31 protein-coding genes and 1 tRNA gene are annotated in these 16469 nt (G+C 62.6%); 31 read left to right on the forward strand and 1 reads right to left on the reverse strand.

The window, feature by feature from the left end; all coding sequences use genetic code 11:
* Positions 1-1601 precede the first annotated feature (1601 nt).
* Positions 1602-1784, reverse strand: a complete 183-nt coding sequence (locus IEJ02_RS11060; RefSeq protein ID WP_191064615.1) for a hypothetical protein — start codon at positions 1782-1784, stop codon at positions 1602-1604.
* Between the two features lie 107 nt (positions 1785-1891).
* Here IEJ02_RS11060 and IEJ02_RS11065 point away from each other — a divergent pair, with 107 nt between their 5' ends.
* The 31 genes from IEJ02_RS11065 to IEJ02_RS11215 all read left to right on the forward strand — a co-directional run bounded on the left by IEJ02_RS11065 (position 1892) and on the right by IEJ02_RS11215 (position 16414).
* Complete coding sequence (locus IEJ02_RS11065) at positions 1892-2281, forward strand: hypothetical protein (RefSeq protein ID WP_191064616.1); 390 nt, start codon at positions 1892-1894, stop codon at positions 2279-2281.
* Positions 2274-2576, forward strand: coding sequence for a hypothetical protein (locus IEJ02_RS11070; RefSeq protein WP_191064617.1), 303 nt, complete (start codon positions 2274-2276; stop codon positions 2574-2576). Before IEJ02_RS11065 ends, IEJ02_RS11070 begins: the two co-directional genes overlap by 8 nt.
* Before the next feature lie 115 nt (positions 2577-2691).
* Entirely contained in the window at positions 2692-2931 is a 240-nt protein-coding gene (locus tag IEJ02_RS11075) for a hypothetical protein (RefSeq protein ID WP_191064618.1), read from the forward strand.
* Positions 2932-3070: 139 nt separating this feature from the next.
* Entirely contained in the window at positions 3071-3403 is a 333-nt protein-coding gene (locus IEJ02_RS11080; protein ID WP_191064619.1) for a hypothetical protein, read from the forward strand.
* Positions 3404-3469: 66 nt separating this feature from the next.
* Positions 3470-3955, forward strand: a complete 486-nt coding sequence (locus IEJ02_RS11085) for a hypothetical protein (protein ID WP_191064620.1) — start codon at positions 3470-3472, stop codon at positions 3953-3955.
* Between the two features lie 116 nt (positions 3956-4071).
* The gene (locus IEJ02_RS11090; protein WP_191064621.1) at positions 4072-4497 is read left to right on the forward strand and encodes a hypothetical protein; all 426 of its coding nucleotides are present in this window, start codon (positions 4072-4074) and stop codon (positions 4495-4497) included.
* Positions 4498-4541: 44 nt separating this feature from the next.
* Positions 4542-4748: a hypothetical protein gene (locus tag IEJ02_RS11095; RefSeq protein WP_191064622.1), complete on the forward strand. Its 207-nt coding sequence runs from the start codon at positions 4542-4544 to the stop codon at positions 4746-4748.
* Entirely contained in the window at positions 4748-5215 is a 468-nt protein-coding gene (locus tag IEJ02_RS11100) for a hypothetical protein (RefSeq protein WP_191064623.1), read from the forward strand. The genes IEJ02_RS11095 and IEJ02_RS11100 overlap by 1 nt, the downstream gene beginning before the upstream one ends.
* 32 nt (positions 5216-5247) lie before the next feature.
* The gene (locus tag IEJ02_RS11105; RefSeq protein WP_191064624.1) at positions 5248-5430 is read left to right on the forward strand and encodes a hypothetical protein; all 183 of its coding nucleotides are present in this window, start codon (positions 5248-5250) and stop codon (positions 5428-5430) included.
* Between the two features lie 6 nt (positions 5431-5436).
* A complete protein-coding gene (locus IEJ02_RS11110; RefSeq protein WP_191064625.1) occupies positions 5437-5802 on the forward strand; it encodes a hypothetical protein in 366 nt (121 codons plus the stop codon).
* Complete coding sequence (locus IEJ02_RS11115; protein WP_191064626.1) at positions 5799-6224, forward strand: hypothetical protein; 426 nt, start codon at positions 5799-5801, stop codon at positions 6222-6224. The genes IEJ02_RS11110 and IEJ02_RS11115 overlap by 4 nt, the downstream gene beginning before the upstream one ends.
* 39 nt (positions 6225-6263) lie before the next feature.
* Complete coding sequence (locus IEJ02_RS11120; RefSeq protein WP_191064627.1) at positions 6264-6656, forward strand: hypothetical protein; 393 nt, start codon at positions 6264-6266, stop codon at positions 6654-6656.
* A 219-nt stretch (positions 6657-6875) separates the two neighbouring features.
* Complete coding sequence (locus IEJ02_RS11125) at positions 6876-7142, forward strand: hypothetical protein (RefSeq protein WP_191064628.1); 267 nt, start codon at positions 6876-6878, stop codon at positions 7140-7142.
* A gap of 138 nt (positions 7143-7280) precedes the next feature.
* On the forward strand, positions 7281-7856 hold the full coding sequence (locus IEJ02_RS11130; RefSeq protein ID WP_191064629.1) for a spermidine synthase family protein: 576 nt from the start codon (positions 7281-7283) through the stop codon (positions 7854-7856).
* Positions 7857-8520: 664 nt separating this feature from the next.
* Positions 8521-8889, forward strand: coding sequence for a hypothetical protein (locus tag IEJ02_RS11135; protein WP_191064630.1), 369 nt, complete (start codon positions 8521-8523; stop codon positions 8887-8889).
* Positions 8883-9068, forward strand: coding sequence for a hypothetical protein (locus IEJ02_RS11140; RefSeq protein WP_191064631.1), 186 nt, complete (start codon positions 8883-8885; stop codon positions 9066-9068). The genes IEJ02_RS11135 and IEJ02_RS11140 overlap by 7 nt, the downstream gene beginning before the upstream one ends.
* 56 nt (positions 9069-9124) lie before the next feature.
* Positions 9125-9325, forward strand: coding sequence for a hypothetical protein (locus tag IEJ02_RS11145; RefSeq protein ID WP_191064632.1), 201 nt, complete (start codon positions 9125-9127; stop codon positions 9323-9325).
* A gap of 11 nt (positions 9326-9336) precedes the next feature.
* Positions 9337-9813: a phosphatase domain-containing protein gene (locus IEJ02_RS11150; RefSeq protein ID WP_369075645.1), complete on the forward strand. Its 477-nt coding sequence runs from the start codon at positions 9337-9339 to the stop codon at positions 9811-9813.
* Positions 9814-9966: 153 nt separating this feature from the next.
* Positions 9967-10257 carry a hypothetical protein gene (locus IEJ02_RS11155; protein WP_191064634.1) on the forward strand — a complete coding sequence of 97 codons (291 nt, stop codon included), beginning with the start codon at positions 9967-9969 and terminating at the stop codon, positions 10255-10257.
* On the forward strand, positions 10244-10690 hold the full coding sequence (locus IEJ02_RS11160; protein WP_191064635.1) for a hypothetical protein: 447 nt from the start codon (positions 10244-10246) through the stop codon (positions 10688-10690). Before IEJ02_RS11155 ends, IEJ02_RS11160 begins: the two co-directional genes overlap by 14 nt.
* A 30-nt stretch (positions 10691-10720) precedes the next feature.
* Positions 10721-11038, forward strand: coding sequence for a hypothetical protein (locus IEJ02_RS11165; protein ID WP_191064636.1), 318 nt, complete (start codon positions 10721-10723; stop codon positions 11036-11038).
* A gap of 526 nt (positions 11039-11564) precedes the next feature.
* The gene (locus tag IEJ02_RS11170; RefSeq protein WP_191064637.1) at positions 11565-12635 is read left to right on the forward strand and encodes a hypothetical protein; all 1071 of its coding nucleotides are present in this window, start codon (positions 11565-11567) and stop codon (positions 12633-12635) included.
* A 12-nt stretch (positions 12636-12647) separates the two neighbouring features.
* Positions 12648-13055: a hypothetical protein gene (locus IEJ02_RS11175; protein ID WP_191064638.1), complete on the forward strand. Its 408-nt coding sequence runs from the start codon at positions 12648-12650 to the stop codon at positions 13053-13055.
* A 90-nt stretch (positions 13056-13145) separates the two neighbouring features.
* Complete coding sequence (locus IEJ02_RS11180) at positions 13146-13544, forward strand: hypothetical protein (RefSeq protein ID WP_191064639.1); 399 nt, start codon at positions 13146-13148, stop codon at positions 13542-13544.
* Positions 13541-13738 (forward strand): hypothetical protein, encoded by a 198-nt coding sequence (locus IEJ02_RS11185; RefSeq protein WP_191064640.1) that lies wholly within the window; start codon positions 13541-13543, stop codon positions 13736-13738. The genes IEJ02_RS11180 and IEJ02_RS11185 overlap by 4 nt, the downstream gene beginning before the upstream one ends.
* A gap of 85 nt (positions 13739-13823) precedes the next feature.
* Entirely contained in the window at positions 13824-14651 is an 828-nt protein-coding gene (locus tag IEJ02_RS11190) for a hypothetical protein (protein WP_191064641.1), read from the forward strand.
* A gap of 35 nt (positions 14652-14686) precedes the next feature.
* Positions 14687-14992, forward strand: a complete 306-nt coding sequence (locus IEJ02_RS11195; protein ID WP_191064642.1) for a hypothetical protein — start codon at positions 14687-14689, stop codon at positions 14990-14992.
* Between the two features lie 74 nt (positions 14993-15066).
* Positions 15067-15486 carry a hypothetical protein gene (locus IEJ02_RS11200; protein WP_191064643.1) on the forward strand — a complete coding sequence of 140 codons (420 nt, stop codon included), beginning with the start codon at positions 15067-15069 and terminating at the stop codon, positions 15484-15486.
* The gene (locus IEJ02_RS11205) at positions 15483-15626 is read left to right on the forward strand and encodes a hypothetical protein (protein WP_191064644.1); all 144 of its coding nucleotides are present in this window, start codon (positions 15483-15485) and stop codon (positions 15624-15626) included. The genes IEJ02_RS11200 and IEJ02_RS11205 overlap by 4 nt, the downstream gene beginning before the upstream one ends.
* Positions 15623-15907, forward strand: a complete 285-nt coding sequence (locus IEJ02_RS11210) for a hypothetical protein (RefSeq protein WP_191064645.1) — start codon at positions 15623-15625, stop codon at positions 15905-15907. Before IEJ02_RS11205 ends, IEJ02_RS11210 begins: the two co-directional genes overlap by 4 nt.
* Before the next feature lie 423 nt (positions 15908-16330).
* Positions 16331-16414, forward strand: a tRNA-OTHER gene (locus tag IEJ02_RS11215).
* Positions 16415-16469: the final 55 nt, after the last annotated feature.

The raw sequence follows: 16469 nt of genomic DNA on the forward strand, positions 1-16469 counted from the left end.
GGACGGGCCCCTACGCAGCGCGCAGGCCCCTCGGTACCTTCACTGCGGCGGCAGCCTCCACCTGGTCCACCGGACCCGACGAACTCACGTGGCTGCACAGCTTGCCGTCAATCCGGCCAGTCCCCCCGCAATCCGGGCAATTCACCAGACGGTCATGGAAGCACCGGCCCAGATCCCGGCCCTCCCCATCCTCAACCCGCAAAGCCGTATGCCGACACACCCGGCAGAACTGGGCGAACTTATCGTTCGGCCGCCCCAACCGGCGGGCCCGATCAGCCGGAAGCTCCACCGGCTCCCGCACTGGCGCCAACGAAAACGACTCCTCCAGCGCCTTCAGCAGCACCGCACGCCTCGACCGCACCCTCGGACCCAGACGGCTCTTCAAGTGCTCCTCCACCTCACCCCGCGACCACCCCAGGACAAGCGCCCGATCAATGGCTGCCGCCACGACCGGGGTGTCACCGGCCGCCAGCCCTAGCGCCGAAGCGACCATCCGGGCCTCCGCCGACGGCCCATCCGTCCGAACGGTCTCCCCGGCGACAGCCGGGCCCCGCAACCGGCGAACCGCAGACGGCGACGGCGAGGAGCCGTTCGGGCCGGAAGCGTCAGTCGGGATTCCGGACTCAGCCCCATCTGGGGTTGAGGCGTAAGCCGTCTCCTCCTCCAGCGCCGCAGGCGCGCTCTTCCACGGATCCACGGTCCGGCCCGCAGGCTCACGGCCCTCACGCGCACGCGCGGAGTCGGAGGAGGAGTGGGTAGACGCGTTGAAAGACGAGTAGAGGGAAGCGTCGTTGCAGGTCAGCGCAGGGTTTGCGGCAGAATTCTGGGCCTCACGCCCACTTTTCTGGGCCGGACGCCGAGAATTCTGGGCCTCACGCCCACTTTTCTGGGCGCCGCCAGGGGTGCGCCCACTTTTCTGGGCGTACCACCCTTCAGGTGCATCCTCCCCGTTGCAGAGCGGGTAGTTGGGTTCTTCGTTGCGCAGTCGATAGAGGGCGTCGTACGTCGTACGGCTTGCCTCGCAGCTGTGCTGCGGACGGGTGTACGGAGATATCCGCAGGGCCGACTTCAGTCGATGACTGGCGACGACCGGCTCACCCTCGGGCGTAGTGATCTGCCCGAGGTCAGACAGGTTCGTCAAGAGGCGAGCGACCCCTGAGACGGACATCCACTTTGGCTCCTCACCCGGGGTGACAGGTCCCTTGGGGATGAGCTGACTCAGTTCCTCCAGGGTGATCTTCCGGACCGGCCTCTCGTCGGAGACAAGGTTGGTGAGCATGGTCAGCAGGATCTTCTCGCTCGACCCGAGATGAGGGCACAGGGCCAGCCACTGAAGGCTGCGGGCATATCGGTCGAAACCGTCACTCTCGCGCGGAACGTGCAGTTCGGCGGTGGTGCTTGGGCCGGTGCGCTTGGTGCGCCCGGATGGTCGAGTGTTCACGATGCTTCCCTCCAGTGATCTTAGGGTGACGCACCGTGTCTGACATTGACTGCCACAGGACCGCAGCAGTACTCTCGCCTTCGCTAACTGGCTGCCGGACACGGCGGTTCGTTCGAAAGACCCGGGCTCTGATCCCCGGGTCTTTCGGTTTTTCTGGGGGCTAGTTGCCCCCGTCCCGCTCCTCGCTGGTCTCGACGGTCTTCAGGTCCCGGGTGATGCGTACCGGGTAGAAGGTGACTGAACCATCGGGGTTCGCCACCGCCTCGTAGGTGCGACCCGGCTCAAGCCCTGCGGTCTTTGCGGTGGATAGACGCCCGCGAACGTCCACGGTTACAAGGGTCATGTCTCCTCCTTCTCCAGGTTCGGTGCTCACTTTACCTCACGGGCCTGATTTCCAACTCGGGTCATTGTCCAACTCGTGATAGCCTAGGCATCGGTGAAAGGGGAAGTATGAACCGCATCAAGAACGCCTGGGCCATCCTTACCGGCCGCAAGCAGGCCACCGTCCTCAGCCAGGAACTCCTGAGTCGAGTCGACCAGCTCGCCGAGACGTGGGACAACACCAGCGAGGAGCTGGTGAACGGCCTCCTCGATGAGGCGGAGGAGGTCCAGAAGCACATCGAACTGGTCCACTCCCAGATCCAGGAGGAAGACGCGATCTTCAGTCAGGAACTCCTGACCGAGATCAAGCAGCTCGCCGAAAAGTACAACCAGACCCCGCAGGCCATCGCCGAGGCGGCCGTCGAGGACATCTCCGCCCTGTACGAGATGAACGCTGCGATGGAAGCGGAGAAGCGGGCCGTTCTCGATGCCGCGAAGCAGGTGATCGACAATGCCTGACACCTTCGAGGGCGTCGTCACCTACCTCAAGGTCAGCACCACCGGTAAGGCGCGTGCGAACTTCGCCCTGACGGATGGAGACGTGCGGTTTTTCATCGCCTTCCGGGATGCAACCGGCTTCGACCTCATCAAGCGCGGCGCACGCCTAAAGGTGTGGATCCGACCGAACAGCGGCCAGACTCTTGGCGGCGTTCACCGCGAGATCATCAGCCGCGCCGTCCTCGCCGACACCGGCCAGGAGGTGCCCGTGGACACCACGGTCACACCGGACTGGGAACAGGCCGACCTGTTCTGATCCACCCTCATTGACTGGGGCCCGCATCACGTGCGATGCGGGCCCCAGTTTCCCCGGAAAGGCTGACCGCATTGATAACGGGAAGTTTTCCAAGCGGTCCACGGGAAGTGAGTGCATGACCGACCTGAACGAGGAAGAGTACGATCCTGGCGCGATCCTCGCGGACCCAAATGCGCACCCGATCCATAAGTTGTACGCAGAAATCAACATCGGCATCCGGGATCGGGGCGAGGCGTGGTCCAAGTGCGCGAACTGCGGCCAGCCGTACCAGCTCACCGAGAAGTGGAGTGCGGACACGGTTTGCAGTGAGCAGTGTTCTGCCGAGTACCTGGCTTATGTGAATAACCCACTCTAAGGGAGCACCATCTCCCAAGGAGCAGGCCAGTCTGCTCTGACATGCAAGGTCCGCGCTTGACGCCATTCGCATCTGGACAGAAACGACTCAGCATGACACGGCTGCCGCCGAGGTCATCAAGATCCTGAAGAGAGAGTAAATGGGCACCAACTACTACGTCGGCCTGGGGCCCTGCCCAAACGCCTGCGAACACTGCTCCAAGTCCACCCGGTTCCACCTGGGGAAGTCTTCCGTCGGCTGGAAGTTCCTGCACCACGCAGATGCGAGATGGGGGCCAGTCGATGCGCGCACGCAGTGGATGACACTGGCCAAGTCTGGTCCGATCAAGGATGAATATGGGCAGGAGGTGACGCTTGATGAGCTTCTGGAGTGGATCCGGGGCAAGGAGGGCGGCCAGTCGCACCTGACGAAGAAGTTCCCGAATACGTTCGCCTCCGATGGCTTCGAGTTTTCGAACGCGGACTTCTTCTAGTGTCGCCTGATCTCAGCCACTGTGCCCCAGGTCTCGCTGCTTCGGCGAGAAGAAGGAGAACTGACCATGGAAGGCGCGCTGTATCGCGCACTCGTCAATGAGGCCATCGATGAATGGAAGATCGATCTGAAACGAGAGCCGGACGATGGCTTCCTCGATCCCATCCCGACCGGCGCCCCCGATCTGCACCGTCAGGTGCCGCTGCTCATCCAAGCCGTGGTCAAGTCCAAGCTCGCCGACCGCGACGCACGCTACAAGCGCCTCATTGACAGGCTGCCGCCAGTCACCGGTCCGGCCTCTGCCGTCCAGGTATCGACCCGATTCCTGGAAGTCTCAGAACGCGCCGGGCGAGAGCAGGGCGGTCAGTTCGCCAGCGCCTGGATGAACGCGGCGATGCTCCCCGACGTCCTGACCCAGGATTACAACGGCTGGAATCATCGGGCTGTTTACGGCGACATCGCGGGCTGGTACTTCGCGGCGCTGAATCTGGAGGGATGGGACGAGCGGGTCTTCCGTGACCTGCTGGACACCCTGAAGGGCAAGGAGGGTTGACGTCTGACCCATGGTTCCCGATCGAGGCCCGCATCACTTGATGCGGGTTTCTTTCTTGCCTCCGTTGTCAGTCGTTTCAGGTACAGTCGCACCAGAAAACAAACAGGAGGAATCGCATGCATTGGAGCGAGATTCCCGACGGGGTGATCCCGACGGTCGAGCAGCGGGGCGACATCCAGACGCCGGGGGTGAAGAAGACCGGTGAGGGCCGCACGGTCGTACTGATGGGGGTGGCCCCACTGGATGGCTCGGATCTTCTGGTTCTGGTCCCAGAAGATGACCTCAACGGCGACCGCCTCGTCCTGAATGAGGATCAGGCAAAGGCCGTGTTCCGGCGGCTGATGGTTGTGCTGCGGAGCTGGGGGTGCGCGGAGTATCTGACGAGTTTCGACGAGGGCTACGAGCAGGCACTCATGGACGCCGCGAACGCGATCGAGGATCCGGATGAGCGGAACAAAGTGGGCGGGGACCCGGGATGGGAGACGGTCATGAAGGTGGTTGACGGGATGCTCCAGGACTTCAGGAAGAAGGGAAACCGATGACCATTCGATGGGAAGACGGGCGATACAGTTCCACCTATGGTTACGTGGGCAAAATCCGACTGTTCACGGTGAGCTATGCGAGCATCCGGCATGAAGACGGGAAGATGTATGAAGTCTCGACGGATCTTCCGCAGTGGAGCGCGTGGGAGCGCTTCACGACCCAGGAGGAGGCCCAGAAGTACTGCGAAGTGCGACTGAAGAAGTTCCTGGCGTACGTCAACGCTCACATGAAGAACAGCGAGGGGGACTGATGTACAACCGGGAACGACTGGACGACGTCCGGCACTGGGCCCGGGAGCGGGCCGGAAAGCCAGGCGAGGCCCGCCTGGACATGTCTCGCTGGTTCGACTCGGACCCCGAGTGCGGAACCCGGATGTGCCTGGGCGGGTATGTGGTGCACCGGGCAGGTGGCACGTTCGTGTGGGGCGAGAGCCCCGTGACCAAGAAGCCTCGGGTGTACTACTGCACCCTTCCGGGGCGCCACAGCCTGACGTCTGATGTGTCGGATGCGGCGCAGGGGCTCCTCGGTCTCACCGAGCACGAGGCGTTCGTGCTGTTCGATCTGAACGAGGAGTACGAGCTGGACCTGGTTCTGGACTTCCTGGATGAGCTGTGCGATCGGGCGGCGCGGGGGCTTCCGAACATGACCCCGAGCGAGGTGACTACGTTCACCGATTTGTGGCACGAGTCGCTGCGCCCGGCGCACCACTACATGTAGATTTGCCTAGGCAAGAAGAGGGGGAGGGTGTCATGGCGGGCAGCTACTGCAAGTTCTGCCACACCCGGTGCTTCGTGTACCGGGTCATCCCGGACGGCCCGCAGAAGGGCTGGGCCGGTCATCTGGCCACATGCGGCAAGGGGATGGAGCACGATCGCCGGGCGACTGGCCACGATCACAGGACGGCCATCAACCCGATGGCCAAGGAGGGTTGATGCGATATGAGTGCTGATGGCTCGGCCGAGAAGAAAATCGCCAGCGTGCTGACGCATGTCACCAATGCAGCCGCGACGGCTGAGCTGATCGACAGCTTCAAGGATCAGCACGGCGTTGACGTGCTGGCGGAAGCGGCCCGCCAAATCAGCGCGATGGCAGGGATCAGCCAGAGTGACCCCGTGGTCGGAGTCATCCTGGACGAGCTGGGGGTGATGGCCCGGGGCTGGCGTCGCTGCAACTGCGGCCACCGCAAAATCGATCATCAGAACGAGGGGGGCTTGGGCGGGGCCCAGTGCAAGGTGTGTCCTGGCGACTCGGAGCGCTCCTGGCGGCACGAATTCACTCCGGCTCATCCGCAGGAGGCAACATGAAGCGGACGCAGCGCGATCATCTCAACGACTTGGCCCTTCAGGCGGAACGCCTGGCTGCTGCCCGTCGCCCGAACCCGAAGGAGGGGTCCGCGAAGCTGGCGGCGAGCGCACGTGCGGCTCACGCGATCTGGGCGCAGGTGATCGCCGACTACGACCGGCGGGCGCCGTGGCTGGAGGACCGGGATCAGCTTGCCGAGGTGCTTCGCCTGGCTCATCACGCGGCATGGGACGCCGGATTCCACACCACGGCTCCGACTGAGCTGGCGGACTGGATGATCAAGGAACTCCGCGACGCCGCAGGTGACCGGTGCCCCAACGGGCAACTGGCGCCGGAGTGCACGGAGATCGACCTGTGCGAGTCCTGCTGGCAGGACCAGCAGGACGAGGGGGACGCGATCGAGCGAAGCATGGAACTGAGGTGACGTATGGCAAGTGATCGAAAAGAGGGAGGGGTAGGCAGCATGAAGGAACTGCCCGAGGATCAGCTGGCGGGCCTCCTCGGCCCTGTCGGCATACGTGAGTATCAGCAGGCCCCGGACTACGACAAGCCGAAGATCCGTGAATGGCTGGCCGGGCTGTCAGAGATGCCCGATAGCGATCTCATCGTCGAAACCGCGAGTCACATCCTCGACGATGCGATCATGCGGAGCTTCCCCAGACAGAATTCTTATGGAATTGGTTGCCGCGTGACCGCCTGTTACGAGGAAGCCAAGCGGCGCCATGTGGCCGCCGGGCACGACAAGGAATGCCGAGGCGAAACGCTCTACAGCAAGGGGCATGCCCACGCCATGCGAAACCAGGGACATAACCCCGGTGAGCGTGCGGTATGCACCTGCGGCCGGGAGGGTCAATGAGCTGCACCTAGCCAAGACTGCTGGGCGTCGCACAGCCGACGGGTTCCCCGCCCCGCACCCTCCTTGGGTGCGGGGCAGAGTGTCCGTCGGGTGTCCGGCAGGGGAGGGGGTGAGATCGATGACTTACTGCTATCGCTGCAAGTCGTACTACTGCACGGGCAGTTGTGTTCAGTAGTGGACCAACAGGGATCAGAGAAGTACTAACGCTGAGGAGTGGATATGCAGGGACTGGATCGTTACATCACCGGAAACTGGGGTGAGGACTCCGTGGCGCCGGAGTTCGTGAGGGCCGAGGAGCTGGGAGACCTGGAGGGTGAGGTGCGCATCGACGTGGCACCGCAGACCTCCGACCGGCAGATTCCGGTGACGATCGAATCGGTCGCCATCACCTCGGGCTTCGTGTACCTGACGACGAAGGAGTTGGAGTACGTTCTCCAGATTCCACAGGACGCCCTGGTGTACTTCGCGGATGATGACGAGGTCTGAAAAGAAGACGCAAGCTGGTGTTGTCGCACGGACGGGCTGCGTTTCGATGATGCGCGGGCTTCCGGCTCGCGCATCGCCGTGATGTCGCCGGAAATATACACGGAAAGGAAGAAGGCTGTGACAAATCTTTATGACGCGATGACCGTAACCGTCCCCGAGGGGGAGTTGGGCGGTGTTCGGATCGAACGGTTCACGGTCGAGGAGGACTCCCCCGGCCGTGCCTACTTAGCGCTGCGGGGGCGGGGTATCCCGCCGGGAACCTACACGCGGCTTTTCGGGGACGGCACTCTGTGGATGTCCGATACACCTTCCGAGAAGCGTGACCACCTGGAGCCGCTGCACCGCATCAGCAGTTCGAAGGCAGAGCGGATCCTGCTCAACGGCCTCGGGCTCGGCATGGTTCTCCAGGCCGCACTGACCTTCGACCACGTCAAGCGCATCGACGTTGTCGAGAAGGATGAGCGGATCGTCAAGCTGATCGGCCCGCACTACATGAAGGATCCCCGTGTGGTGATCCATCACGCGGACGCCTACGAGCAGACGAAGAAGTGGCCCGCCGGAACCCGCTGGGACGCAGGCTGGTCGGATATCTGGGCGGACGTGTCGACGGACGATCTGACGGACATGGCTCGCCTGAATCGTTCCTACGGGCGCCGCTGTTCGTGGCACGGCTGCTGGGGTCAGGACATACTCAAGTACAGCCGGTACCGGTAATCGCCGGTGCTCCGGATTCTGGGGCTAGGGGAAGACGTGGAGCTGAATAGGGAACATCAGGCCAGCAAGGTGGAATTCACCTTCGCCGCCAGAAATTCAAGCCATCTGGTGGTCAACGGGGATTCTGCGGTGTGGCCGAAGCGAATCACCCTCAAGTACGAGTGGTGGGGCGGGGTCGATCGGCAAGGCGAGGGGTACGCCCAGAAGCGCTGGACGGTCGGAGTGCAAGGGAGCTGTCCACCGGGATCAGCAAAGAGGAGCGGCACCGTCAAGTTCTGCTCCAATGACCTCTCCAGGAATCCGGCCCCTCGATGGGTGTTGGATCTGGTGGAAGGAAACGCGCCCGCCGGGTGGGAATCCTTCGAGGAAATTCCCTGCCCTGACATACCGTGAAGGAGGACCGCTGTGCATGAGTGGCGTTGCGCGATGTGCCCGAAAGTCGTGACGGACGAGACGGTGACCGTAATGGAGATCGCCGCCCAGTCTCACTGGAAGTCGCATGGTGAATCTTCACATCCGCCCGGCCTCCCGGTGCGCCCGGCGAATCCGGTAGGGGTGAGAGCCCGTCGAAGCGGGGGAGGCAGGGGAGACTTCTTCGCCGACCTGCTCGGGAGCGCGATCGACGGTTTCCGTGAATTGCTCGACTGAACGGAAAGAAGAAACGGTGAAGCTCTTCTGGAAGAACCGCAAGGACTACCCTCATGGATCCGCGTGGAAGGTCGGTCTGTTCCAGTTGTCGGGGGATGTCGTCCTGACGGTGGTGTACGACGAGGGACTGGACCGATGGTGGATTCATCCGCCCCGGAACGCGTACGGCGAAACGAACGGCCCCTGGTCCAACAGGGGGCCAATCCTGGAAACCTCCAGTCGAAGCCAGGTCGATTCCGCTCTTGAGGCGGAGATTGCCCGGTGGCTGAACTCCATCGACCAGGAGGAGCGGCAAACTCTGGTCAACGCCTGGGAGGACTGGTATCGAAATTCCGGACAGGAAGCCCCGTGGCTGAGCCAGGAGACGGGGGCGCCGACATGCTGAGCGAAAAGGATGGCTGGCTTTCCGTGCAAGTACAGGCACCCCTCGGTCCCCGGTGGCAGCCGGTCTTCACTCTGGACGGCGATCAGGTCGAACTGAACGTGACGTTCGTGAGTAAGTCCCAGTGTGACTGGTTTATCGAGAACGCCCTTGTGCCAGCCAAGAAGGTGAGCGGGGACTGACCCGCAATCCATCGGGGCCGGTACGGGAGCAATTTCTGTTTCTGGAAGGAGAGTCGATGACGGAAGAGGAAATGGGAAGGCTGGCACGGCTTTTGGTCGAAGAGGCCGAGAAGTCGGTCGGTGAGCGACTGCCGCTGCTGGAGAAGCGCATTGCGGCGGCCCTGGACTACATGAAGCAGGTTGACCAGCCCAATCGTCTCACACTGGAGCACATTGCCCGTTACTTGACAGGGGGTAACGACAGCCTTCTCGTCTGACGGAACACGCATTGCAGCCGTGTCATGCCAATCATCGGGAGAAACAGATGCACAAGAAGGATGCGGTGATCTTCGATGTGGACGGGACGCTGTGTGATGTGTCCTCGATTCGCCACCTGGTCACCGGGGGGAATCGCGACTTTCATGCGTTTCATATGGCATCGATCGACTGCCCGCCGCACGATTTCGTGGTGGAGGCTGCACGGGAGACACTGCGAAAGGGGCAGCAAGTTCTGGTGGTGACGGCCCGGATGCAGCAGTACCGCAATGTCACCGCGATGTGGCTCGCCATGCATGGCGTTCCGTCCGATGCGCTTTTCATGCGCGCGAACGGGGATTTCCGTAAGGATTTCTTTGTGAAGAAGGACATCCTTGACAGGATCCGAACCCGATGGAACCCGGTGCACGCCTTCGACGACAATCCGGCTGTGCTGGAACTGTGGGAACAGGAGGGCGTTTCATACACGATCGTTCCCGGATGGTCCTAGCCGATGGCCAGGAAGAAGGCGTCGTGACGGATCGATCTCTGGACGAGATGCGGGCCGAGTGTGACCGGCTCAATGCCCAGTCGGCCAAGGTCGCGCTTCAGTGGTGCACAGGATACGTCCTGTGCACCACTGTGGCTCTGCCTGCAAAAACCCATGAAGAAGGTGATCGGTATGAGTCTCTTCGCATCAGATGGCGAAGCTGAGGTTTACCACTGGGCAAGACGCTACGGCGTGCCGGATCCGGCCGGTTTTTCCATCAACCATGCAGAGCATGCCGGAAATGAGAGTGAACTTCGTCGCCTGGCCACGAATGCCGAGCGCAATCATCTGCTGCTCCGTCTCGCCGTGCTGGAGCAGGAGAAGAAGGATCTGGATGACAGCATTCGGCACGTGAAGGACCGACTGGCTGTACTCAATGAGGAGAGGGAGAATGACGCAACCTGAGAACATCCACCCCCTGCTGCCCGGAGTGGACACTTCCAGCTACTGGCCTCTCAAGGGCACGCCTGGGCGGGAGCTGACCACCGGCCCATGGAAGCTGGGCATCGGGGCGGACGGCGCGGTGGTCCTGTGGCCGATGGACCGGCGCTTCCCTGGCGACCTGGGTCTGATCGAGTTCGCAGGCGGATCAAAGAAAGAACTGGAGGAATTCCAGACAGTCTTCTGCCGTCTCGCCTACGGTGGCGGAAATGACCGCTACATCTACCAGCGTGGCCTGGTCCTCCTCTTCAACTGGCGCTCTTTCACTTTCGCCCAGGTGGTTGTGGCCAGCCAGGTAGCCAAGGCATTCCTGGGCGGCGACCGGGGTAAGGCGCTGCGTATCGGCACCGCCTTCCAGGAGAAGATCGACAGGGCCCTCCAGGAGAGGGTGACCTGAGACCGGCCGAAACCAGCGGAAGGGGGTTCCATGACGTATCCCAACTGCATACCGCCCACGGGCGGAGACGGTCACCACTTCGAGGCGCTGCCGGACGAGTGCGCCGACGGGGTCATCGCGGAAACCGTCTATGCGTGGTGCTTCAGTCATGGCTGGATGCACATCGGTAAACCTTGGTGCACTGCCACGTGGGTGATCCTGTCGGGCGCTACCGAGGAAGAGGCGCTGGCCTCCCGGCTGGAGCAGTACGGCGAGGCCCGTTTTCTCCATCACCTGCCGGGTGAGCAGCAGATCGTCGTCATCGAAGCCAGCAGGGCTGCGCGGAGAATGTACGGCCTTGAGGGCTGAATGAAAACGAAGCCCCGGCAGGTGAGCCGAGGCGCCTCGACTCTGAAGGGGGCGGCGTCTTCCGGGATGCCGTCCCCTTTGTGTGCCCAGAACAGGAGTTTCGTGGACAAGCCATACGTTCTGACTGTCCGAGTGGGGCGTTCAGCCCCTGTGGTGATGGGCTTCGATCTGAAGATCCATGCGGAGGCCCAATGGCAGAAGGAGCTTGCTCGTCAACTGGGACCAGGTGAAACGGCACGGCTGCGCATGGATTCCCCATGGGGAATCCGGAAGAAGACCCTCCGGGCCATGCCGGACGCCCCTTCGAACCTCCGGTCTCCGTGGCAACTTCCACCGCGAAGCGGCCTGACAGGATTGCTCTTCTTCACCACGGCTGTCGTTGGTGTCCTGTGGCTGCTCACGGGCCTGGGGCAGACTTCCTGACCCACTTCTATCGAGGTTGAATCAGGGGCCGCGTTGACCTCGTTCTTGACACCCTGAATCCAGATGGTGTTCCATGAGCACATGTCCTTCGGAAAGGAAAATGATGACCGTAATCGGACCGAGTAGCATCGAAAATCTGCTGGGGATCAAGTTCGAATCAGACCCCCGGCAGTCACGCTTCCCACTTCCCAGGCCCCCGAAGGGGCATCCGAAGGATAAGCCCTACACCAAGAACAGCTTCGTCCTCACGCGGGACGTCGCCAGGGACTGGCTGACGTACCGCGTGATCCGACGGGAGCTCACCCCTCCGGATCTCGTGCACAGCGACTTCCGGGACAACCGGCGGTTCCTCGTGGACTACGCCAAGGACTGGGCCAAGATTTTCTCCGGGCAGTCCGCCGAGAAGTACAACCCGAACACCCATGAAGGAGCCGCTTTCTCCCGGGAGATCGTCGGAAACGACGAGTTCCTTCTCGATGCTCAGCACCGTTTCGCCGGTTTCTTGCTGTCCGGCATCAAGTCGATCGAGATCCCTGTCACGACAGGCGTCGACTGGGCGGCCTTCGCCATCATGAACAAGGGCCGCCGCCGCAACGTCGGCCAGATGCTCGGCGACCTCCCGTACGCACACCTGGCGGCTGGCGTGGCACGCCACCTGCTCCCAGTGGTAGACGGCTCCGAGCGGGAGAAGTTCACGATCCCCGGACGCGACGAGGACGTAATCGACATCGCCCGGGGCTGGCCGCACTTCCGTGGGCCGTGGCTGAAGGAGGTCATGGGGACGCTGAAGTCGCGGATCCCGATGTCCCCGCTGGGAGCCACGGTGATCGGCACCCTGGCGGCCGGGGGAGATCCGTTCGAGGTGCAGCAGTTCATCGACGGCCTGAAGCCCGGATACCGGGAGGGCTACCCGTCGATCGGTACGGACGGCGAAGACCCCCGGCGCCTGCTGAAGCTGGCATTCACGGGCCGCGACCCCAAGCAGCGCTACTCGGAGGCAGAGCAGCGGGTGAATGCCGGGATGATCCGGCAGGCGATGAACGTGTGGATGCGCCGCCACGACGACAAGCCCATCAAGTACAAGACGTTGCCGCGCACTCCGGCTCACCGCCAACTGCCTCCGTTCTGGCAGGCGGACAAGATCCGGGCGTTCCATGACGAGCACGTGAGCTAAGGGGCCGCAAAAATGGCAACAGATGAATGGCTGCGGCCGGAACACAAGGGTGCAGAGCTAGAGTCCATCAAGGACTTCGTGAAGCGGAGGGAGGAGGTCAGTGAACAGTCCATGCGAAGCCATATTTCCCGGTACCACGACTGGTTCCCCGGTGTGGTCCGGCTGAAGAACGGCAGGACGAAGTACTTCCTTCCGTCTGAGCTGGATGACTTCCTTGACCGAATCCTCAAGAATGACCGACCGCGTTCCCGGGCAGAGAAGGCCGCTGCGGATGTTTCCCGGCTAAGGGAGTGGGTTCAGGAGAAGGAGCGCGCCGAAATCAAGCGCCGGGAGGAGTACGAGACGGCGCAGCGAGACCTGAAGGCGGCCCGCCTGGGCCTCCGTGAGGCCGAGGCGAAGCTGGATCTGCTCACACAGTAGTTCCGTCTGACACGTTCATATGACCGAGGGCGCCTGGAGGATCACCTTCCGGCGCCCTCGGTCTGCGGAGAGACCGGAAAGGGGAAAACGGTGAAGTTCGATCAGTTCGTGGAGCAGTTCCACGAGGTGGCTGCGGACTCGGATTACTCGCGCCACAAGGCGCTGCGCGGCCGGACCCGGGGAGATCTGGCGGCAGCGGCGGCGGTGCTGTGGGACCTGGGTGTACGAGAGATCGACGACAGGCTGGTGGAGAAGATCCTGCTGGCTCAGGTCGGTTACTACCGGGATGAGAGCCATCTGGCTTCCGAGCGCCGGAAGGAGTTCATGGATCTTGCCGATACTCAGGGCCTGAAGTCTGGGACGCTGAACCAGATCGCCCACGAGGTGGCCTGGAACGAGATCCTGAAGCTCACGGAATCCGGTCACCGGTACATCGAGGACCAGTCCGGCTTCTACATCTTCAAGATCTCCAAGGAGGACATGACGTGAGCAGCATCAAGTTGGACAACTACCGGGCCAGCCAACTCCTGATGGTCGGCGTCATGCAGGCCACGCTGATGCGCGACTTCAGCTTCGTCAACAGCCTGCTGGACGAGATGGATACCGATGCGCTGCGTCAGTTCCAGCGGCTCATCGGAAACCTGAATGAGGCAATCGAGTCCCATTCTCGGGAACGGGACTGACCGCAACTGAAAACCAAGACCGAAGCTACCTTCTGGGGACTTTGCCCTGGTTGCACCATCATCCCAAACGGAAAGGGGAGGATAAGTGACGTCCAAACTGGATCAAGCCTGGAAGGTAACCGCACGGGAGCTGGAATCTATGACTCCTCCCCAGATCGACGAGCTGTTCGCTGCGGTCAGCGGTGAACGTGCACGAATCGATCGCGATCTGAATGCGGCATGGGAGCAGCTTTACGGAGCGCTCTGCCTGGACAAGGTCACCGAGCGGCGAGGCCGGGGGAGCCGTCGCGTATGGCCCATGAGCCGGAATGATGCCGCCAGCCTCGCTGAGGAGCACCTGGCGAACGGCACCACGCCGGACCGGCGTACACAACTCATGCACGGGGTGCAGGGCGACCGGTACGCCAGGGGACTGCGCGAGGCGCTGGACCGCATCAACTCCTTGCTGGACGAAGCCCTGGCTCTCGCCGAAGGCCCCCACCGGACCCTGCTGGGTGAGTGGAACCGACGGGGACGCTGGAGCCGCATGTTCCTGTGCCTGTCAGAGGGCGGGCACCTGCACTCATCGGAGCGGGGCTGCCCCTCCCTGCGGTATGACACCCCGATGGGGTGGCTGCCGGAGTTGTCTGGCATGAAGTGGCGCGAGGCATACCGGGTGTTCGCCCAGGGCCGCGAGGGCGGCGAGGCGATCATGTGCTCCCACTGCTACAGGGACGCACCGGTCGAGTGGACTCGGCCCCAACAGGAGGGGGAGGGCAAGGAATGCCCAGCCACCGGCAGGGACGGCTGGAAGTACCTCGACCCAGGTAAGCGGCGTCTCGTCTCGAAGTTCATCGACTGTCCGGAGTGCAACAAGAAGCGCGTGGCCCTGACTCCGAACGGAAACATCCGCAAGCATGACCGGGAAGACTGAGGTGACGCAGTCTGAAAACAGGAAACGGAGAAGAGATGTTGTACATCGAATTCGGACAGGAATCGTACCGTATTTTCCCAGCGGACCGGGTGTTCGCCCGTGAAATCGACAACGCGCTGCACATGCGCGGCTGGTCGAACATCTCCAGTGGCGGCGACGCCCCGGACGGATGGCTGTCCGATGGTACAGGTATCGCGGTGTATGCGAGGTCTGAGGGTGACGGCAAGGTGCTGTACTTCACCGCCGCATCCGACCTCGCGGCCCGGAAAGTGATCGACGCCATGCAGATGGCGAGGCCGAGGGTCGTCCTGCTTCCGGAGGGGATCCGGGCTCCGGAGTAAGAAGTGTTCCGGGAGGGCTGCTCCAGGCCCTCCCGGATGCGTTGAGGTTTCCCCACGGAAAGGAGAAGGACTTCATGTCGAGCACGGTTGAGCTGTCCGCCGAAAAGGCAGCCGAGATCAATAAGTCCGTCGATGTGATCGGACGCCTGAAGGAGATCGAGCCGGTTGCCCGCGAGGTGATCCGAGACTTCCGGTCGAGCGTGGTCAGGGGGCAGTCGAAGGGGGCTACCCATCTGTGGGCGAGCCGGATCTACGACACGCTGAAGAAGGCTGACATCCATGCGGCGATGTATCCGTCGATCCCATCGATCCGCCTGGAGATGACGTCCCCGACGGCGGTCCTGGTGCAACTGGAGAGGGATCTTTCCGAAGTCCTGAAGGCGGCACGGACAGCGGCCCGGATCGACCAGTTCGGGACCGGAATCCATGTGGCGACAGACCAGGTCGAGCGGGATCTCGACCACCTGGAGGCACATCTTCGGGAGATCCGGTGAGTGATCTGTTCGTGGCCCAGATCGATGGCCACACGTTCTTATCCCCTGCCGAAGTGAGTGCGTATTACACATGGCTGGTCCAGCAGGGCAGTCAGGGCGGCACCAACGCGGCTCGGCCGGATTCGGAGGAAGCGCAGTGAATGCAGTCATGCTCGACGCTGCCCACAAGGCGGTCTGGCGCCTGCACCAGGCAATGGATGCGGCCTACGGGGCGGCGGTTGCCGCTGGCCGGAATCCAGGTGACACCGATCCCGTGAGGCTGGCGGTTGCCGAGTACCGGGGTGGCCTCGACGTTCTGGCTGGGGTTCTGGATGAATCCGGGGAGGGCGGATTGCTTCCCCCTCCTTCGGAGAGGGGCCTGCGGAGGAGGGCAGTGGAAGTGCGGTTCAGGGAATGGGTCAAGAAGGAGGGGAAGGTGTAGCGGGCAGCCTTTCTACCGGAAAGACGCATGGGGCTCCGTGCGCGTGGCTTCTGGAGATCCCGGAGGGGGTTCTTCGAGGCCGCGTAGGGAGTATGCGGTTTCCCGGTGGTCAGAAGCGGGGCACATAGTCCAGTTGATGTACGCGAGCGGGGGAAGGTGGATGAATTCTGGTAGCAAGTGGCCACCGGACACCACCCGGAGTCAGCCCTGACTGTGACCTGTTGGTCCTGACGGATCCATCTTCACAGATCTCGTCCAGGCCCTCAGGTTTCCGGCGACCGGTTCGACGCAACTCGCATGGACGCATTGGTCCAGGCCACTCCGTTTCAGGCAGGTTACGCCCGTCGTGATCGACCACGTCGGTCGCGTGTGCCCGTAATCGTGATGCGTATGCCACAAGCCTCCGGTCCCGGCCGGAGGTCTCGCCCTGTAGCTCAATGGCCAGAGCGTTTCCTCTTCGTCGCTACCGAGGGGGAGGGGATCCCGGTTCGATTCCGGGCAGGGTACTATGGGATTTCTCAGTCCCGGTATGACTAACGACGGCCATGCGTACGAACTTTGC

This window comes from Streptomyces sp. 5-10, assembly GCF_014712245.1.
Classification (GTDB): domain Bacteria; phylum Actinomycetota; class Actinomycetes; order Streptomycetales; family Streptomycetaceae; genus Streptomyces; species Streptomyces violaceusniger.

Excerpts from the sequence above, each read along its gene's own strand:
- IEJ02_RS11065 (WP_191064616.1), top strand. The coding sequence starts at position 1,892 with ATGAACCGCATCAAGAACGCCTGGGCCATCCTTACCGGCCGCAAGCAG.
- IEJ02_RS11060 (WP_191064615.1), bottom strand. The coding sequence starts at position 1,784 with ATGACCCTTGTAACCGTGGACGTTCGCGGGCGTCTATCCACCGCAAAG.
- IEJ02_RS11105 (WP_191064624.1), top strand. The coding sequence starts at position 5,248 with ATGGCGGGCAGCTACTGCAAGTTCTGCCACACCCGGTGCTTCGTGTAC.
- IEJ02_RS11145 (WP_191064632.1), top strand. The coding sequence starts at position 9,125 with ATGACGGAAGAGGAAATGGGAAGGCTGGCACGGCTTTTGGTCGAAGAG.
- IEJ02_RS11155 (WP_191064634.1), top strand. The coding sequence starts at position 9,967 with ATGAAGAAGGTGATCGGTATGAGTCTCTTCGCATCAGATGGCGAAGCT.
- IEJ02_RS11125 (WP_191064628.1), top strand. The coding sequence starts at position 6,876 with ATGCAGGGACTGGATCGTTACATCACCGGAAACTGGGGTGAGGACTCC.
- IEJ02_RS11085 (WP_191064620.1), top strand. The coding sequence starts at position 3,470 with ATGGAAGGCGCGCTGTATCGCGCACTCGTCAATGAGGCCATCGATGAA.
- IEJ02_RS11195 (WP_191064642.1), top strand. The coding sequence starts at position 14,687 with ATGTTGTACATCGAATTCGGACAGGAATCGTACCGTATTTTCCCAGCG.
- IEJ02_RS11170 (WP_191064637.1), top strand. The coding sequence starts at position 11,565 with ATGACCGTAATCGGACCGAGTAGCATCGAAAATCTGCTGGGGATCAAG.
- IEJ02_RS11070 (WP_191064617.1), top strand. The coding sequence starts at position 2,274 with ATGCCTGACACCTTCGAGGGCGTCGTCACCTACCTCAAGGTCAGCACC.
- IEJ02_RS11090 (WP_191064621.1), top strand. The coding sequence starts at position 4,072 with ATGCATTGGAGCGAGATTCCCGACGGGGTGATCCCGACGGTCGAGCAG.
- IEJ02_RS11110 (WP_191064625.1), top strand. The coding sequence starts at position 5,437 with ATGAGTGCTGATGGCTCGGCCGAGAAGAAAATCGCCAGCGTGCTGACG.
- IEJ02_RS11120 (WP_191064627.1), top strand. The coding sequence starts at position 6,264 with ATGAAGGAACTGCCCGAGGATCAGCTGGCGGGCCTCCTCGGCCCTGTC.
- IEJ02_RS11075 (WP_191064618.1), top strand. The coding sequence starts at position 2,692 with ATGACCGACCTGAACGAGGAAGAGTACGATCCTGGCGCGATCCTCGCG.
- IEJ02_RS11175 (WP_191064638.1), top strand. The coding sequence starts at position 12,648 with ATGGCAACAGATGAATGGCTGCGGCCGGAACACAAGGGTGCAGAGCTA.
- IEJ02_RS11115 (WP_191064626.1), top strand. The coding sequence starts at position 5,799 with ATGAAGCGGACGCAGCGCGATCATCTCAACGACTTGGCCCTTCAGGCG.
- IEJ02_RS11165 (WP_191064636.1), top strand. The coding sequence starts at position 10,721 with ATGACGTATCCCAACTGCATACCGCCCACGGGCGGAGACGGTCACCAC.
- IEJ02_RS11160 (WP_191064635.1), top strand. The coding sequence starts at position 10,244 with ATGACGCAACCTGAGAACATCCACCCCCTGCTGCCCGGAGTGGACACT.
- IEJ02_RS11080 (WP_191064619.1), top strand. The coding sequence starts at position 3,071 with ATGGGCACCAACTACTACGTCGGCCTGGGGCCCTGCCCAAACGCCTGC.
- IEJ02_RS11130 (WP_191064629.1), top strand. The coding sequence starts at position 7,281 with ATGACCGTAACCGTCCCCGAGGGGGAGTTGGGCGGTGTTCGGATCGAA.
- IEJ02_RS11140 (WP_191064631.1), top strand. The coding sequence starts at position 8,883 with ATGCTGAGCGAAAAGGATGGCTGGCTTTCCGTGCAAGTACAGGCACCC.
- IEJ02_RS11200 (WP_191064643.1), top strand. The coding sequence starts at position 15,067 with ATGTCGAGCACGGTTGAGCTGTCCGCCGAAAAGGCAGCCGAGATCAAT.
- IEJ02_RS11100 (WP_191064623.1), top strand. The coding sequence starts at position 4,748 with ATGTACAACCGGGAACGACTGGACGACGTCCGGCACTGGGCCCGGGAG.